The organism is Pedobacter sp. AC379 (assembly GCF_979258145.1).
The window spans coordinates 5034457-5053134 of record NZ_OZ409839.1; the positions used below are offsets into that span (position 1 = coordinate 5034457).

14 protein-coding genes are annotated in these 18678 nt (G+C 37.3%); 4 read left to right on the forward strand and 10 right to left on the reverse strand.

From position 1 onward, the window contains the following. Positions 1-19: 19 nt before the first annotated feature. The 3 genes from ACZZZW_RS21705 (at position 20) to ACZZZW_RS21715 (ending at position 3568) form a co-directional block, all read left to right on the forward strand. A complete protein-coding gene (locus ACZZZW_RS21705) occupies positions 20-1495 on the forward strand; it encodes an amino acid permease (protein ID WP_463496493.1) in 1476 nt (491 codons plus the stop codon). 95 nt (positions 1496-1590) lie between these two features. Continuing rightward, positions 1591-2922, forward strand: coding sequence for a porin (locus tag ACZZZW_RS21710; RefSeq protein ID WP_463496494.1), 1332 nt, complete (start codon positions 1591-1593; stop codon positions 2920-2922). A 79-nt stretch (positions 2923-3001) separates the two neighbouring features. Further along, complete coding sequence (locus ACZZZW_RS21715) at positions 3002-3568, forward strand: MarC family protein (protein ID WP_029274105.1); 567 nt, start codon at positions 3002-3004, stop codon at positions 3566-3568. 390 nt (positions 3569-3958) lie between these two features. Here the strand turns inward: ACZZZW_RS21715 and ACZZZW_RS21720 are convergent, their stop codons facing one another. From ACZZZW_RS21720 to ACZZZW_RS21740, 5 genes are all read right to left on the reverse strand, one after another. Beyond that, positions 3959-5128 carry an RsmB/NOP family class I SAM-dependent RNA methyltransferase gene (locus ACZZZW_RS21720; RefSeq protein ID WP_463496495.1) on the reverse strand — a complete coding sequence of 390 codons (1170 nt, stop codon included), beginning with the start codon at positions 5126-5128 and terminating at the stop codon, positions 3959-3961. A 27-nt stretch (positions 5129-5155) separates the two neighbouring features. Continuing rightward, complete coding sequence (locus ACZZZW_RS21725; RefSeq protein WP_463496496.1) at positions 5156-6367, reverse strand: ABC transporter substrate-binding protein; 1212 nt, start codon at positions 6365-6367, stop codon at positions 5156-5158. 110 nt (positions 6368-6477) lie between these two features. Further along, positions 6478-8007, reverse strand: coding sequence for a glutamine-hydrolyzing GMP synthase (guaA, locus tag ACZZZW_RS21730; protein ID WP_055912301.1), 1530 nt, complete (start codon positions 8005-8007; stop codon positions 6478-6480). A 218-nt stretch (positions 8008-8225) separates the two neighbouring features. Then, positions 8226-8684: a deoxycytidylate deaminase gene (locus ACZZZW_RS21735; protein ID WP_463496497.1), complete on the reverse strand. Its 459-nt coding sequence runs from the start codon at positions 8682-8684 to the stop codon at positions 8226-8228. A 63-nt stretch (positions 8685-8747) separates the two neighbouring features. After that, the gene (locus ACZZZW_RS21740; RefSeq protein WP_055912303.1) at positions 8748-10184 is read right to left on the reverse strand and encodes an MFS transporter; all 1437 of its coding nucleotides are present in this window, start codon (positions 10182-10184) and stop codon (positions 8748-8750) included. Between the two features lie 143 nt (positions 10185-10327). Here ACZZZW_RS21740 and ACZZZW_RS21745 point away from each other — a divergent pair, with 143 nt between their 5' ends. Then, the gene (locus ACZZZW_RS21745) at positions 10328-10954 is read left to right on the forward strand and encodes a LysE family translocator (protein ID WP_055912305.1); all 627 of its coding nucleotides are present in this window, start codon (positions 10328-10330) and stop codon (positions 10952-10954) included. Between the two features lie 387 nt (positions 10955-11341). Here ACZZZW_RS21745 and ACZZZW_RS21750 read toward each other — a convergent pair whose 3' ends face one another. The 5 genes from ACZZZW_RS21750 to bamA form a co-directional block, all read right to left on the reverse strand. Further along, a complete protein-coding gene (locus ACZZZW_RS21750; protein ID WP_463496498.1) occupies positions 11342-13243 on the reverse strand; it encodes an amidophosphoribosyltransferase in 1902 nt (633 codons plus the stop codon). 448 nt (positions 13244-13691) lie between these two features. Continuing rightward, on the reverse strand, positions 13692-14507 hold the full coding sequence (gene murI, locus ACZZZW_RS21755; protein WP_463496499.1) for a glutamate racemase: 816 nt from the start codon (positions 14505-14507) through the stop codon (positions 13692-13694). A 223-nt stretch (positions 14508-14730) separates the two neighbouring features. Further along, positions 14731-15309 carry an OmpH/Skp family outer membrane protein gene (locus ACZZZW_RS21760; protein ID WP_055912311.1) on the reverse strand — a complete coding sequence of 193 codons (579 nt, stop codon included), beginning with the start codon at positions 15307-15309 and terminating at the stop codon, positions 14731-14733. Positions 15310-15371: 62 nt separating this feature from the next. Then, positions 15372-15902 (reverse strand): OmpH/Skp family outer membrane protein, encoded by a 531-nt coding sequence (locus ACZZZW_RS21765; RefSeq protein ID WP_055912314.1) that lies wholly within the window; start codon positions 15900-15902, stop codon positions 15372-15374. A 99-nt stretch (positions 15903-16001) separates the two neighbouring features. Then, positions 16002-18545 carry an outer membrane protein assembly factor BamA gene (bamA, locus tag ACZZZW_RS21770; RefSeq protein ID WP_463496500.1) on the reverse strand — a complete coding sequence of 848 codons (2544 nt, stop codon included), beginning with the start codon at positions 18543-18545 and terminating at the stop codon, positions 16002-16004. Positions 18546-18678 lie beyond the last annotated feature (133 nt).

Below are 18678 nucleotides of genomic sequence, written 5' to 3' on the forward strand. Positions count from 1 at the left end.
TCTAAACAAAAACTATAATATGGGTTTATTTACTAAAAAGCCAATGCATCTATTGCTTGAAGAAGCAGGTGATTCAGGCAAAGGCTTAAAGCGTACACTTAGTGCAGGAGCATTAGTAGCTCTGGGTGTTGGCGCAATCATTGGTGCTGGTCTATTTGTGCGTACTGCAGCTGCAGCCGCCCAAAATGCAGGTCCTTCGGTTACAATCGGATTCATAATAGCGGCAATAGGCTGTGCCTTAGCTGGATTATGCTATGCTGAATTATCATCTTCAATTCCAATTTCAGGTAGTGCATATACTTATACTTATGCTACAATGGGCGAGTTGATGGCATGGGTAATTGGTTGGGATTTAGTATTGGAGTATGCAGTTGGAGCAGCAACAGTAGGTATTGCATGGAGTGAATATTTAAATAAACTTTTGGTAGAGGTATTGCATATGTCTCCCATACCCTACGAATGGTGTCACTCCCCTTTTCAGTCGCATCCTGATGGTACCGTTAACGGTATTCTAAATCTTCCGGCTTTATTTATTGTAGGCTTGCTAAGTTTACTTTTAATTAAAGGAACTTCAGAATCTGCTTTTGTAAACGGTATTATCGTAATCACTAAAGTAGGTATCGTAATTTTAATTATTGTTTTAGGTTGGGGCTTTATTCACGAAGCCAACCACCATCCATACATTCCAGAGGCTACAACTTATGTAGATCACGCAGGTATCAGCCATAGTTTTGGTGGTTTCTGGGGAGTTATTGGTGCAGCCGGAACAGTATTTTTCGCCTTCATTGGTTTCGACGCCGTAAGTACCGCAGCTCAGGAAACTAAAAACCCTAAAACAGCTATGCCAATTGGTATTTTAGGTTCATTAGCAGTTTGTACAGTATTATATATCTTATTTGCACACGTTTTAACAGGTATTGCTCCGGTAGAATTTTTCAGAACAAAAGGTGGCGAAGCTTCAGTTGTTGCTGCAATAAGTGAATATATGACTGGTTATAGCTGGTTATCTAAATTGGTAACTGTAGCTATTTTAGCAGGTTTCTCTTCTGTAATCCTGGTGATGTTATTAGGCCAAAGCCGCGTATTTTATTCGATGAGTAAAGATGGTTTATTACCTAAAATGTTTAGCGATCTTCACCCTAAATTTAAAACACCTTTTAAAGCCAACCTTGTTATTTTGGTAATTGTGGGTTTATTTGCCGCATTTATTCCTGGTGATGTTGTTGGTGATATGACCAGTATTGGTACTTTATTTGCCTTTATGCTGGTTTGTGTTGCGGTAATCATCTTAAGAAAAACAGATCCGGATCTTCCACGTCAGTTTAGAACTCCTTGGGTACCTATAATTCCAATTCTTGGTGTTGCTGCCTGCGGTTTAATGATACTTGGCTTAGGTTGGACCAACTGGTTAAGGTTATTTGGCTGGTTAGCTTTAGGTTTCATTATTTATTTTGGATACAGCAGAAAAAATTCTCATTTGAGAGACGTAAAATAAAAATTTTCTAAAAAATTATAAGCCCCGATGAAAGTCGGGGCTTTTTTTATGTTAAATAATTGTTAATAAAACTACCTTTGCAAAAAATCGATAACATGAACCGCCATTTTGCCAGATATAAAAAGGTATATTTTCTGATCGTTGCATTCCTGCCGCTGTTTTCGTCAATAAGTTACGGCCAAAGAACAATTAACGATGTAATGGATTCTACAACAGTTAACCATTTGCTCATTATATCAAAAAAATACGGCTCATTATCTTTCAGCGGATATTTACAACCGCAATTTCAGGTTGCTCAATCAAACGGTACGCAGGCAGAATATCAGGGTGGAAATTTTGGAGAGTTTACCAATAACCGATTTAGACTGAGAAGGGGCCGCCTCAGGGCTGATTATATGATGTTAACTGATGATGGCAGTCCTTCTACTTATTTTGTACTCCAGTTTGATGGAACTGAACAAGGGGTTGCCATTCGGGATTTTTGGGGACGTTATTATGAGAATGAATGGAAAATTTTAGCGGTAACTTTAGGCCTTTCCGGTCGTCCTTTTGGTAACGAGCTTCAGCTGTCATCTTCCGTTAGGGAAGCACCAGAACGTGGCCGGATGTCGCAGATTTTAATGAAAACTGAACGTGATCTTGGTGTAACGTTTAGTTTAAATCCCCGTTGGAAGGATGCCAGGCTTAAAAATTTCGTATTTGATTTCGGTATTTACAATGGGCAGGGCCTCGCAGGTACAGGAGAATTTGATAACAGCAAAGATTTTATCTTTAGGTTAAGCCATAAAACCTATGCATTTAACACTTTTACCGTAGCTGGTGGTATAAGTACCCTACAAGGTGGATTAAACCACCGCTTGCCTGTAAGTTATAAAATTAACCAAATAAACGATCAATGGAGAATGGTGAAAGATTCGTCGGTTAATACCGTTAATAAAGTTGCCCCACGAAGATATTATGGTGCCGACATCCAATTGGCCACTAAAACCAAAAGCTGGAAATCGGAATTAAGAGCAGAGGTGGTATCTGGATTACAAACGGGTACTTCAACAACATCAACTACACCTGGCTCTTATCCTGTGGACAATAAATCGATTGCTTTGCCGTACTATACCAGAACCTTTAATGGTGCTTACCTTACTTTTGTGCAAACCCTTAACAGTACCGATAATCAAATTATTTTAAAATACGATTGGTACGATCCGAATTCGAAAGTAAAAGGACTCGATATTTCAAGCGATCGCGGCCTATCTCCTGCTGATGTGCGTTTTGATACTTTTGGTTTTGGCTTTCTGCATCATTTTAATCCACATTTTAAAGCTGTTCTATATTACGATATCATTAAAAACGAATCGACCAAAATAGAAGGCTATACCGCTGATAGAAAAGACAATGTGCTCACTTTAAGAACACAGTTCTATTTCTAATAAATACTTACACAATTGAGGAATTGAAACAAATTCCGCTACCTTTGCTTAAAATTGCTCCGCTATGAAATTCGATTTTATGACGTTCAACTTAAGCCAGATCCTATCTACTACGATGGTACTTTTTGCTATTATAGATATTTTAGGAGCCATTCCTGTGGTAATCGAATTGCGCAGAAAAGCAGGTCATATCGAATCAGAAAAAGCATCACTTGTGGCTACAGGCTTAATGATCCTCTTCTTATTTGTTGGCGAATCTTTATTAAAGGTAATTGGATTAGATGTAGAATCTTTCGCCATTGCAGGTTCGTTCGTGATCTTTTTTATTGCCATGGAAATGGTTTTGGGTCTTACCATTTTCAAGGAAGAGGCTCCAGAAACGGTGTCTATTGTTCCATTGGCTTTTCCACTAATTGCAGGAGCTGGTACAATGACCACGCTACTTTCGCTAAAAACAGAATACCATACGCAGAATATATTGGTGGGTATAATTCTTAATATGTTGTTTGTATATTTTGTATTGAAAAATACCAACAGGCTGGAAAAGCTTTTCGGCAAATCTGGATTAAATATTCTACGTAAAGCCTTTGGCGTAATTTTATTGGCTATCGCGATTAAGTTGTTTAGAAATAATACAGGGCTTTAGGATTATTCAAAGATTCGTCATCCTGAGCTGTAACGCAGCGGAAAGCTACGCAGTAAATTTATTTCGGGGTCTATCTTGCAGAAAAGATGCTGAAATTTAGCATTACGATCGAGGGAAATAACGTTTAAAATGACAATCCCTCAATCAATCTGTAACAATAATTCCGTATATTGATCTAACAATAAAGCTTATATTATGAACAGCTTTGAAGAATATACCTTAATTATTGGAGCCATTGCCCTTTTAATAGAAGCAGTGAAATACTTCAAAAAGAATTTCAAATCCTGGTTTGAACATACTTAGCGGCTCTAAAACGATCGTCATGCTGAATTTATTTCAGCATCTATATTGTAAGACCCTGAAATAAATTTGGGGTGACGAACCGAGTGATTAATCCTGGCTTTTCTTAATTAACCTGGCTACAAACATTGTATCAGCATTTTTTTCATAGCCTTTAATCAATTCCATTTCTTCCAATTCTAAAGGCAAGGTATCGATCATATGCTGTACAACTGCTTCGTTTTCGGCCTCGAAGGCAGAACAGGTAATATAAATTAAAGGCTTGCCCGGTTTTAAGTATTTCACAATGTTTTGTACAATACCTTTCTGAATGGCAGCAAACTGATTGATTTTACGTTCTTCGAAGAAACTGAGCATTTCTGGCGTTCTACCCCAGGTACCTGAGCCGGTGCAAGGGGCATCTAAAATGATCCCGTCAAACTGATAATGGTGCAACACCTGATCGTTATTTTGTAAAAGATCCAATTCTTTTTTATGGTATTTTTTAATTCCCGCAAGGCGAAAACGCTCATCGAGGTTCAAAAGTACACTTTCACGCAAATCAGAAACCAAAAGCTCAATTACTGGTTCAAAACTATGGAGAAGTAAGGTTTTACCGCCTGATGCTGCGCAGCAATCCCACCATTTATCCCATTTATTTGGTTTAAAATATTCGCCGGTATGTTGTGAAGATAAATCCTGAACCTGGTAACTCCCCTCTTTTAAAACAGTTTCTAATTTAGTTCCATTGGGTAAAGCCAGGGCAGTTTCGGAAATCGCTTTAACAGTAATATTCTCATTTTCCAGCTTAGTAATAACCTCTGCAGCATCTACAGCTGCCACCCTGATAAAAAGATCAGGTTGTTTAAAAAAGGAGGTAAAAAATGCTTCTTTGTCAACATCTCCCGAAAGTGCTGTAGAGAAAGGATAAACCTGTTCCAGCTCAAAATCTGGATATTTGCTTTTAATCAGGGTTAATTTCTGCCCAAGAGGTAATGTAATATGTTCTTTTAACTGAAGCAGATTCTTCTCAACAATCAGGCTAAGGGTATCATGACATAAGAAATCGGCAATACTTAGCCGCACTTCCTGCGGAAGGGTTGATAAAGCCTTCCCAAGCCTGAAAAAACTATAAATATGACGGGTTGCCCATCTCCTATCTGATGAACCCATCTGTTTATGCTGTTTAAAATAAGCAGGCAAAAAGCGATGCAAGGGAAAACTGCCATCGTAATTATTTAAAATCTGTTCAAAGGCTCTTAACTGATGGTCTGCTCTCATGCAATAATTAAATGGAAGAAATGTAGATTATTCAACTGGGTTTAGCGCGAAGTTTTTAAACTTCAGTAATATTAAACTTGTGTTAATATAACCTAATTTTTCATCATGAATAAATGAAAAATTATTATGTAGTCCTTTATATTTATCTTTTACGATATAGTCTTTATATACTTCTCCATGGTTCACCAAAAGCTTAGCAAAATAATAGCCGATATCGAAACCTTTAAAAGCATATTCACCAGGTTCGAAACCATATTTATACCGATATTTTTTGATAAAAGTAACTACGGCACTGCTTTTATAATCTATTTTGTAAGATGAACTTATAATGGTATTTAAATTTTGCAATTTATCAGTAGGATAATTCAGTTTCACCCAATTTGGATGTCCAAATAAATTGATATTATATCCTCCTGTTGGCAGATTTTTTAATTTATAAAGTTTTTCGATAGTGGGCAGCACAAAAGCGCGGTCGGATGATGTAACCACAACTACATATTGCTTGCCTTTAATCATTTTCGTTTCAAAGGTATAAGCTGAGGCATATTCCTGCACCACAAACTTTGTACTGTTTTTAAAATAATTTCTTACCGGGGCTGCAAACTGTTCATCTTCTGATTTTTTAGGGTTAATTATCACCACTATAGTATTGGCTGGATTAAAACTTTTAGCAATGTAAGAGGCTACTTTCTTGCCATGCAAACCAATATTATTTACAATTGAAACCAGGTTGGGATTATTAAATTCAGTAGGTTCAGTAGCGGCTAAAGGCGATACGATAAGTGCATTATTTTCTTTTGAGTAGGTAGAAATAAATTTTAAACCCTCAGGAAAAACGGGGCCGATAATGATATTGCTCTCTTTAAACCTTTCGTTTTTGTACAGTGTAGAAATATGAGCGTTATCATCCTGGGTATCGAAAACATTCAACTTAAAATTTAAGCCCTGGGCAGCTGCAGAATCAAGCCCTAATTTAAAGCCCTGATAAAAATCGATAGGCATTGCATATTTCTCAATATCAGCTTTTGTAGCGGTTTTTAAATTCAGTTCATCGAGCTTAAAAGGAACAAGTAAGGAAACACTTGCCTGCGAAAACTTTTTGATCGGCTTTTTATCGGCAGGCCTTTCTTTTTCTTCAGGTTTTTTAGTTTCTGGTTTGGGAGTCCTAATCTTAGGTGAACAAGCACTTAAAATTACAGTAAACAAAATTGGCAACCAATAAACCTTTTTAAAATTCATACCTATCATTTTTAACAAAATATGCTAGCAAAGTTTATTCCACCTTGCTAGCATTACATTTATTTTATGCAGTTTAGACTGAAATTCCAAACTGAAAACTCACCATTAAATTATTCCCACTCGATTGTTGCAGGTGGTTTAGAGCTGATATCGTACACTACTCTATTAATTCCTTTCACTTTATTAATGATTTCATTAGAGATTTTAGCCAATACCGGATAAGGCAAATGGCACCAATCAGCAGTCATACCATCAAGTGATTCTACTGCTCTTAAAGCAATTACATTTTCGTAAGTACGTTCATCGCCCATTACGCCTACTGATCGTACCGGTAAAAAGATTGCACCGGCCTGCCATACCTGATCGTAGAGACCTGCTTCTTTTAAGTTATCGATATAAATTTTATCGGCATCTTGTAGAATAGCCACTTTTTCGGGCGTTACCTCTCCAATAATGCGGATGCCTAAACCGGGACCAGGAAACGGGTGACGGCCTAAAATAAATGATTCTAAACCTAGAGTGGTACCTACTCTTCTTACTTCATCTTTAAATAAAGTTTTAAGCGGCTCTACAACCTTAAGTTTCATAAAATCTGGCAAACCACCTACATTATGGTGTGATTTAATGGTAGCCGACGGACCTTTAACCGAAACAGATTCGATAATATCAGGATAGATTGTACCTTGCGCCAACCACTTTACATCTTGAATCAGATGAGATTCTTCATCGAAAACCTCAATAAATACCCGGCCGATAATTTTACGTTTTGTTTCAGGATCTTCTACGCCAGCCAACTGACTTAAGAATTTATCCTTCGCATCAACACCCTTAATGTTTAAACCAAAATCTTTGTACTGTTCTAAAACACTTTCGTATTCGTTTTTACGCAATAAACCATTATCTACAAATATACAGTGAAGGTTTGTGCCGATGGCTTTATGCAAAAGTACCGCTGCAACACTACTGTCTACACCGCCTGAAAGCGCTAAAACAACTTTGTCGTTACCTACTGTAGCTTTAATATCAGCAATTGTAGTTTCAACAAAAGCAGCAGAAGTCCAATCCTGGCTACATCCACAGATATCTACCAAAAAGTTTTCCAAAAGGATTTTTCCATCTGTACTGTGTGTTACTTCAGGGTGAAACTGGATGGCATAAGTATCAGAATCTTTAATATGGTAAGCTGCTACTTTAACGCTATCTGTACTGGCAATCAGCTCAAAATTCTCAGGGATATCGGTAATGGTATCGCCATGACTCATCCATACCTGCGAATCGATATTGATACCTTTAAATAATTTATTCTCCTGGTTTACGAAATTCAAATTTGCACGGCCATATTCGCGGGTTGAAGAGGCCTGTACATCGCCACCTGAATGTTGGGCAATGTATTGTGCACCATAACAAACAGCCAATAATGGATATTTTAAGTGGTACTTAGCTAATTCGATTTGAGGAGCATCTTCCTGGCGAACAGAATAAGGACTACCCGAAAATATAACCCCTTTTACATCAGGCGTAATTTCAGGAAGATTGTTATATGGATATATTTCACAGTAAATATTTAGTTCGCGAACCCTACGAGCGATGAGTTGTGTAAATTGCGAACCAAAATCGACGATAATGATTTTTTCTTGCATCCGCAAAGGTAGCAATTAGATACGAGATTTGAGAGGGGAGATTTGAGATTTTTAGAGGAAAAGCTAAGAGATTAGCGCATGGAGCCTGGCGGTAATTAAACGTAAAAAATAAATCAACTACAGTTTGAATTGAACAATTGGCGTTTAGCTCCAGTTAATCAATTTAAGCAGTTAAACCGATTAACCAAATACCAATAGTAAATGAAACAACGAAACCTCTACGATTTCATCAAAACGACTTCAACCCCAAATTTCCTTAAAAAATCCACACCTTCATCACTTGGCAAACTTTTGTAAGCTGCGTACGATTTCGAATAGTACACGAGTTTAATTCCGGAAGACAAAATTAACCGTGCACAGGCAATACAAGGCGACAAAGTGGTGTATAAAGTACAACCTTCTATCTTCGATCCATTTTTTGAGGCATAAAGGATAGCATTTTCCTCAGCGTGTAAGGCTAAGGAACAACTTCCTTTACTGTCTCTGGCGCAGCCATGCTCTGGCCATTCCTCATCGCAGTTATGCGTACCTGCTGGCGGCCCATTATAGCCGATGGAAATAATGCGGGTATCTTTCGTTAAAACGGCACCTACATGTGCACGCACACAATGTGAGCGGGCAGCCAAATCGGTGGCTAGGTTCATAAAGATGGTATCGAAGCTTGGTTTATCTGTCATGTATAAAATCAAAAAAGCCACAGCAATTGAATCGCTGTGGCTGCAAAATTAGTTTATTATAAATTAATGTCCGCCAGAAAGTTTCTTATCGAAAGATATTCCCTGTGATCTTAAAATACCACTTACTTTCCAGGCATAAAAAGCCAGGTAAGAGAAACAAATTATACCCACAACATAACTGTATTGGATACCTGTAAATTCAGATACAGCACCCTGTGCCCAACTGATAATACCACCGCCCATAATCATCATAATTAGAAAACTACTGCCCTGACTGGTATGTTTGCCCAATCCGCTTACGGCTAAAGTAAAAATACAAGGCCATAAGGTGCTGCAAAACAAACCTACACTGGTAATTGCGTAAACACTTGTCATCCCAGTGGTAAACATCCCGATTAATAAAGCAGTAATCCCTATAGCAGAGAAAATTAATAACATTCTCGCCGGATTGCCTTTACTGGCCATATCGGCACCAATTAACACTAAAATAATTAAACCGTACACATAAAATGGTGCAAGATCATGTTTTGCAATGGCGTTAACCGCTAAGAAAATACCAAAAGCCAGGTATGGTGCAATAAAACGCAACACTTTTTGCGTACTGATGTTATCGGTAAAGGCTTCAACAGCACCGGTCCAACGGCCAATCATCATGCTTGCCCAATATAAAGAGATATATGGAGCAATATCTTTAATCGCAAAGCCTAAATCTTTCTCCATGTAAGCAGGTAAGTTACTGGCAGTAGAAACTTCAACACCAACGTAAACGAAGATGGCAATCATACCTAAAACCAACTGTGGATATTTCAACGCTGACCCCTTAATCGATTTAGTATCATCAACTGACGCTTCTACCAATGCAGGTTTATCAGGTAACGACGACATTTTTAAGAAAATAGCAACTGCAATAAACGCAACCCCTAAAATAAGGTAAGGAATTTTAACACTTTCAATACTTATATTGGTTGTAGCATTGGCAGCAGAACCGAAAATGGCAAAACTTACAATAAGCGGCCCGATAGTAGTACCAAAATTATTAATACCGCCAGCCAAAGTTAAACGTTGAGAACCCGTAGTAATAGGCCCTAATGCAATTGCCAATGGATTGGCCACCGTTTGTTGTAAGGAGAAACCCAGCGCCACAATAAACAAGCCCGAAAGCATTAAAGGAAACGAATGCAGATTTGCTGCCGGATAAAACAATAATGTTCCAAGTGCAGAAATAACCAAGCCAAGCGCAAGCGAATTTTTATAGCCAAGTTTATTTACAATATCCTGTCCGATAAGTACAGAAATACCGTTGTAAATTAAAGCACCCACGGTATAGGCAATATAAAATGCCAACGATACCAATTGGCTTTCTGCTTGGGATAAATCAAAAGCTTTTTTAAATACCGGTATTAAAATATCGTTACTGGCGGCCACAAAGCCCCAGAAAAAGAATACCGTGACCAAAGGAATAAATTGCCCCCATTTGGTTTGTGTTTGTTCTGAACTCATTTTTTAAATCTAGTTTTAGTGGCTCTAAACATAAATAAAAAAAAATGAAAACCAGTAAATTTTATGCAACCCGTGCAACAAAAATAAATGTTATATGTTTAGGTATAAAATTGCATATTCGCATATTATAAACAATACAATGCATGTTTGAAGCCATATTACTAGGAATAGGAGCAGGGATTATTTCGTCGTTTTTAACAGGGCCGGTATTTTTTGCAATGATCAAAACCAGCATAGAGAGAGGCTTCAAAGCTGGATTTTCTTTAGCCGTTGGCGTGATTATCAGTGATATAATCCTCATCGCACTTGTGCTTTTTGGAAGCCAGTTTCTGGATTATCAAGCCGAATTTGATAAATATGTGGGCACCATTGGGGGCCTTTTTTTGTTAGCAGTAGGCATTTATTACCTCGTTTCTAAAATTACCGTTAATTACGACAGCTCTACCCTGCAAAAGGTAAGCAAACGCGGGTATGTGATTAAAGGATTTCTGATGTGCATCCTTACTCCTTCTACCTTAATGTTTTGGATAATTGTAAGTGGAATTATCTCAGTTAAGCTGAATAACATGCTTAACGAGAAATTGGTATGCTTTTTTATTGCCATGGCCACACAACTTAGTATTGATGGCGCAAAGAGTTTCTACTCTAGTAAACTCCGTTATAAAATCAAAGAAGACGCATTAAAAAAATTGAACAAAATTGCCGGTGTGGTTATTATCTTCTTTGCCTTCTGGTTAATTATTAAAACTTATTTAAAGTTTTACGCATAATATATTGCGTTCTCAGCTTGGATCTGCCTATAAGATTTAGGTGGTCTAATATTTTTAGAAAAGCAAGTGCAGTACCACAATTATCGTTAGTCCTGCCAATGCTACAAGTCCTCGGCAAATGAAGAATTTACCTCCGGGCTTTCCGCTAATGTCAGGTTTAGGTAGGAAAAGATTGTTACCTTTTTTGATGGTCACTTTGAGCGGAGTCTAAGGACTCTTCTCTGCATAGGAAGCTACAATTTGTGTCTTCGTGCCCAGCGCTAAACAGGGGCTCGAAACTCTTCTTTTCTCTGTGCAAACTCGATGTTCTCAGTGGTAAAAAACAAAAAAAAATAGCCCATATAAATATGAGCTATTTTGTTATCTAAGTGCTTTTTAGGGAATACCTTAGTAAGCTCTTTGGTTATTTCCTTCTTTCCAGTTAACGAAAGCTTTGTTTACTACTTTATTACCACCTGGAGTAGGATAATTTCCTGAGAAATACCAGTCTCCTTTGTTTTTCGGACAAGCCTCATGTAAATTTTCCAGGCTCTGGTAAATTACCTCAACTTCTGCTACGGTACCTTTAGGCGTAATAATTTGTGCAATTTTTGCTGAAATTTCTTCAGGTGTAAAAGGTTTGTAAATTTCTTTAACGTGGTTTACAATTTCTTCTTTGGGTAAAAGTAACGAAGCTTTACATTTGGTGTAAACATCTTCGATAACCTGCCACATCCCGCGTTCGGTAAGCAACTGAATAGCTGCATCGAAAGCCACAAATTGGCCCATTCTACTCATATCAATACCATAACAATCAGGGTAACGAATTTGAGGTGCCGAAGAAACAATAATAATCTTTTTAGGGTGTAAACGGTCTACAATTTTAATGATACTTTGCTTAAGCGTAGTACCACGAACAATAGAATCATCTAAAGCTACTAAAGTATCCTGATGGTTGTTGATGATGCCATAAGTAGTATCATAAACGTGGGCCACCATTTCACTACGGTCAGCATCCTGGGTAATAAACGTTCTCAGTTTAACATCTTTAACTGCAAGCTTTTCAACCCGTGGTGCAAGCGACAATAAATCGTCTAACTGCTCATCAGTTAATTGTTCTTTTCTATGTAATAACGTTTCTTTTTGCTGATTGCGCACATAACGTTGTACACCATCAACCATTCCGAAAAAGGCAACTTCTGCCGTATTTGGAATAAATGAGAATACCGTATTTTTTAAATCGTAATTAACAGCCTGAAGAATTTTGTCACTCAACAAACGGCCCAGCTGTTTACGTTCGCGGTAAATTTCAACATCACTTCCTTTAGAGAAATAGATGCGCTCAAACGAACAAGATAATCTTTCGGTAGGCTCCCGGAACTGCTCCATGCTCACCTCTCCATTTTTCTTAATAATTAAAGCATGCCCTGGATCGATTTCCTTAACATCTTTGAATTGAATATTAAATGCAGTTTGTAATGCTGGCCTTTCTGAAGCCGCTACAACAATCTCATCATCATAATAATAATATGCCGGACGGATACCTGCCGGATCGCGCATGATAAACGAATCGCCATTACCCACCATACCACAGATCGAATAACCTCCATCCCATGTTTTGGCTGAGCGGCGAAGAATGTTAGCAATATCTAAATTATCGGATATTTTATGTGTGATCGCAACATTATCATGCCCTTCTTTTTTATACTGATCGAAAAGCTCCTGATTTTCATCATCTAAAAAGTGACCGATTTTTTCCAATACGGTTACAGTATCTGCTTTTTCTTTCGGGTGTTGACCTAGCTCGTACAATTGCTCCAATAATTCATCAACATTCGTCATGTTGAAGTTACCTGCAATAACCAGGTTACGCGTCATCCAGTTGTTCTGCCTTAAAAAAGGATGGCAATTTTCGATGCTGTTTTTACCATGTGTACCATAACGCAAATGGCCCATTAACACCTCGCCTATAAAGCTTACGTTGTTTTTGAGCCATTCTGTATCCTGCATTAATTCAGGGGTATTTTCTTGGATATCGACAAATTTGTTCTGCACATATTCGAAGATATCAGCTACCGCATTAGATGCCATGCTCCGGTATCGGCTAATGTACCTACTGCCCGGTTTCATATCCAGTTTAATGGTGGCAATACCTGCGCCATCCTGGCCCCGGTTATGCTGTTTCTCCATTAAAAGGTATAATTTATTAAGGCCGTAAAGTGCTGTACCGTACTTTTGCTGGTAGTAAGAAAGTGGTTTTAACAGGCGAATAAAAGCGATTCCGCATTCGTGTTTTATCTGATCACTCATTGTGTGGGTTTGAAGCCGCAAAGTTATCCTTTTAAACCATTACAACCTAAACAAAAATGCTTTCTTTTAAGATGATGAGTTTAAACTGACAGATGCCCTTAAATGTAGGCTAAGTTGCGTTTGTAACTTAATATCGCGCATCATTATTATAATATTAATAAATAAAGCGCATAGTTAGTGTAAAATTGACACTAATGTTAAAGCATATTGACTTAATAGCCAGTTAAACAGGATTTGAATTAGTAATTTAACGAGCAAAATAGATGCTGAAACAAGTTCAGCAGGACGTACTTAGGATAGCATTTAGCAGGGACATTTAACAAAATAGATACAGATAAAAGTTTAGATGGATGCAGATCAGAAGAACAGTTAGTCGATAGAAATAAGCAAAATAGATACTTAAACAAATTCAGCAGTATGCATATAGGGAATTAACCGATTAACGGTACTACATCTTACCCGATTTTAGTGCTTCTCCAAAAAATATTGAAGCGTGTTCATCAAAAGCAGCAGGATCACCACTGGTATAAAATTGTCTTTCTCCTTGTTTAGCTAGTTTTTGTTCGATTTCAGGATGTCTTTCCAAATAATCGACCAAACTCTTAGCTACAATTTCACCTTGTGTTAAAACGTTGATATGATCGGGAAATACTTTTTTCAGTTTTGGCATTAACAAAGGATAATGTGTACAGGCCAATAATACACAATCGATATCTTCAGATTGACTAAGTAACTGACTGCAATATTCATTAATAAAGAAGTCTGATCCCGGCTGTAAATGTTCGTTATTTTCAATCAAAGGCACCCACATCGGGCAGCTTTGCTGATATACCTCAATTTCTGGAAAAAACTTATTAATTTCTAAAAGATAGGATTGAGAATTCACCGTTCCTCTTGTTCCCATTACACCAACTTGTTTGGTACTGGTATATCCGTTTATAACTTCGGCAGTGGGCCTAATCACACCTAATACTCTCCTATCAGGATATTTTGCCGGAAGATCTTTTTGCTGTATCGTGCGTAGGGCCTTGGCAGAAGCGGTGTTACAAGCAAGGATAACTAAATGACAACCTTTCGCAAAAAGCCATTCAACACATTCTAAAGTATATTTATAAATGGTATCAAAAGAATGATCACCATAAGGCGAACGCGCATTATCGCCCAGGTAGATATAATTATAATCGGGCAGTTTATCTGCTATAGAACGGAATACGGTTAACCCACCGTAACCTGAATCGAAAATACCTATTGGGGATGTGCGCATTGTGTTGGGAAGTTATTGATAAATATTGAAAAGTAGAATCGTTAAAATGTTCGTCTTCCTGAACTTGTTTCAGGATCTTACTAACAGTAAAGCCAGGCATTAAAGATGCTGAAATAAATTCAGCATGACGAAAATCCTAAAAACAAAAAAAGCGGAACTAAGTTAAACTTAATTCCGCTTTATATCTTGTACTGTTAAGGAGACTTGCGACTCCGAACTCAAACTACTTTTTAGGAGCAGCTGGTTTTGCAGCAGTTGCAGTAATGCCTAATTTAGTTTTTACTGAAGCAGTAATATCATCACCACCATCCCAGAAAACTAAATTGTTACCACCTTGTCCGTTTGCGATATCGAAAACGTAAGCTAATCCTTTTTCTTTAGCTACAGCTGAAATTGCAGTTGCAACTTTAGCCTGGATTGGTTGAAACAATTCGCCTTGTTTAGTACCTATATCTTGTGAAGCTTTAGTACGGGCATCAGTGATACGTTTTTCTAAATCCTGTAATTCTTGACCAGCAACTTGCAATTCTTTTCCTACTGATTCTTTGTTAGCTTCGCTCAAAGTTTTTTCTTTGGTTTGAGCTGCTGCCAATTTTCCCTGATATTCTTTGATCATTGCATCAATATCAGCTTGTTTTTGTTTACCTAAGGTCTCTAAAGTTGTTTGAGCTGCTTTAGCCTCTGGTAAATTTGCGAATACCTCTTCAGAATTAATGTGACCCAATTTTTGTTGTGCACTTGCCATATTCGCTGTAAACAATAAACCTGCTGCTACAAAGAATACGTTAATTAACTTTCTCATCGTTCTATTTTACTTTTTTATTTTTTTCTAATTGTTTTTTCTAAAAATCAGGGGCGAATATACTAATTATTTACAGTCCCTGGCTTGTAACCTAATTTTACAATTACATCATTACTAACATCGTAACTGCTGCTTGCATAAATCATCATGGTGGCTTCGCTGCTCTTATCGAAAATAAAATCTAAGTACTTAGATTTTGCAATTTGTTTAATTGCCTCAGCTACTTTATCCTGAATAGGTTTTATTAATTTTGTTCTGCTTTGGAAAAGATCGCCATCAGGACCGAATTTCGAACGCTGAAATTCTTTAGCTTGTTTTTCCTTTTCAATAATTTCATTTTCACGGCGTTTGCGCATATCATCTGTTAGTAAAACCTGATCTGCCTGATAAGCCTTGTACATCCTGTCGATTTCAGAAAAATTCTGATCAACCTGCTGCTGCCATTGTTTTGAGGCAACATCCAACTGACTCAATGCCGACTTATATTCTGGCAAATGTTTCAAAATATACTCCGTGTCTACATAAGCAAACTTCTGTGCAAAGGCACCGAAAGAAGTGCAAAGTAGAAATGCGATAAAAAGATACTTTTTCATTTGTGTGTGTGTTAATGATACTTTAATAACCTAAGCTTTCTTTAAACTCATCTTGCGATGATTTATTGCATAATTAATTAAATTTTTGTTCTTTAACAATTAAAATCCACCTAATTGTTGTGCGATACTAAAGGTGAAGTTTTGTTTACCACCATCAGCTATTCCAGGAATTCTATCAAATGCATGTCCATAATCAATACCTAATAAACCAAATATTGGTAAAAAGATACGTGCACCTACACCAACTGATCTCCTCACATTGAAAGGATTAAAATCACCAAATCTATTCCAGGTATTACCTGCCTCTGCAAATGCTAAAACAAATGCCGTAGCTTGCTGACTAGCAATTACCGGATAACGTGCCTCTAATACGTATTTTGTATAAATCGGACTACCAGATTGCTGTGCAACATTTGGATCAGAACCATTTGGAATAACCGTATTATTAGCATAACCACGCATTGCAATTAACTCCGAACCTTGTAAGAAATCGAATCCCTGCATACCATCACCACCCAGTTTAAAACGCTCAAATGCTGATTGACCCACTGCTTTATTATATTGTCCTAAGAAACCAAACTGTGCCTGTGCCTTAATTACAAGATTTCCAGCTACGCGCTGATACCATTGCGAATCGAATTTCCATTTATGATACTCTGTAAAACGGTATTTTTCTTTATCAGATGCCGTAGCATAGTTTGTTTTGTTTAACAATGAAAATGGAGGTGTTGCCTGAATGGTAAAACGTAAAAATGATCCTGATTTAGGAAAAATTGGCGAATCCCTTGAGTCGCGACTGATTTCTTGCGATAGGCTGATATTATATGATGTACCTGTTTTGAATAAATACCCTGTATAATTATTTAATATATATTGTTGCACACTAAATGCATGGCTTAACTGAAAATAATTGTCCGGCCAGTTCAATCTTCTGCCTAAACTAACCGTTACCCCATTTAAACGGATTTTCTGAAAAGCAGCATCTCCATTGCTTAAACCATTAGATTGTAATGAGGTAAATGCACTCACACCTAAACTTACTGGTTTCTCGCCGCCAAACCAAGGTTGTGAAAAAGAGAAACTATATGATTGGTAGTATTTACCATTCGTTTGTCCACGTAAGCTTAATTTTTGTCCATCTCCTTTTGGTAGTGGTTTATAAGCTTTTAAGTTGAACAGGTTACGTAGTGAAAAGTTGTTGAAGGTTAAGCCTAATGTACCAATGATACGGCCACCACCGAAACCACCTGATAGCTCAATCTGATCTGAAGGTTTTTCTTCTACTGCATATTCAATATCCACTGTACCATCTGCCGGATTAGGGCGAGGAGTTGGCACTGTTTTAGATTCATCAAAGTTACCTAACTGACCAATTTCACGGATAGTACGGATTAAATCACTTTTGTTAAATTTTTGTCCAGGTTTAGTACGGATCTCACGCAATACAACTTTATCATTTGTGATGGTATTTCCTTTTAAGGTAATTCGGTTATTGGTATACTGAGGTCCTTCGTACATCCGTAATTCCACATCAACTGTATCGCCGTAAATTTTGGTTTGCACCGGATCGATGTTAAAAGTTAAGTATCCGTTATCGGTATACATACTGTTAATGTCGCCACCGTTTTCGCCACCGCCATTTAACTTCTTGTTTAATTTTTCTTCACTAAAAACATCACCTTTTTCAATGGTCAATACTTTTTTCAAAATACTGTCAGGGTAGATCGCATTACCGGCCCAGGTAATATTACCGAAATAATATTTCTTGCCTTCGTAAAGGTCCATTCTAATATTAACTTTTTTCTTATTGTACTGGTAGATGGTATCTTTTAATAACTCCGCATCACGATAGCCTTTCTCGTGCATTTTGGCAATCATTTTTACTTTGTTTTCTTCGTATTTTTCTTTTGCGAATTTTCCTGAACCCCAAAAACGCCACCATGCAAACTGTTTAGGGCTTTTTAAGTATTTTCTGAGTTTTGCTGATTTAAAATCTTTGTTGCCGGTAAAATCAATGTGCTGAACTTTAACACGATGACCTTTATTGATATTGGCTTCTAAAACCACACTGTTTTCCGCATTTGGATCTTTACGTGTTTTATAATCGATCTGCGTGAAGAAGAAACCTTTATCCAACAAATATTTTTTTACAATGGCCGAAGTGGTATTGTATAAGTTATCATTTACGATTTTACCTGTTTTATCATTCAATTTCTCCTGAATGGCTGTTTTTTCAGATTTACGGATACCTTTTAAATCGATAGAACTTAAACGCGGACGTTCTGCTACTTCAATTTCAAAATAAACTGAATCCCCAACAAACTTTTCGATATTAAGTTTAACATCATCAAACAATCCCTGTGCCCAAAGCGTTTTAATTGCATCAGAAGTTGCCTCACCAGGAAGTACAATTTTGTCGCCTTTGGTTAATTTAGATAGTGTAATTAATACTTCTTTATCTAAATATTGGGTTCCTGTTACTGTTGTACCACCAATGATATATTCTTTTGGACTAAAATAATCGAGATCTAAGCCACCAACCTTTAAAGAAGGGGTTGCCGGTGCCTGACCTTGTGGACGTATTTGAGCGAGGGCCGGAGCGGCTAAAACTAGTAGAATTAAAACTTGAAATATTCTTTTCATTAAAATAATTTGTTCAGTAATGGCCACGAAGGTAACAATGTTTTATAAAGCAAAATTTTCTTTATTCTGTTTCCCTTATTATGGTTTCATTTATCGTATAAAAGTGGTGCTAAGTTAGTTTAAACGCTTGTTA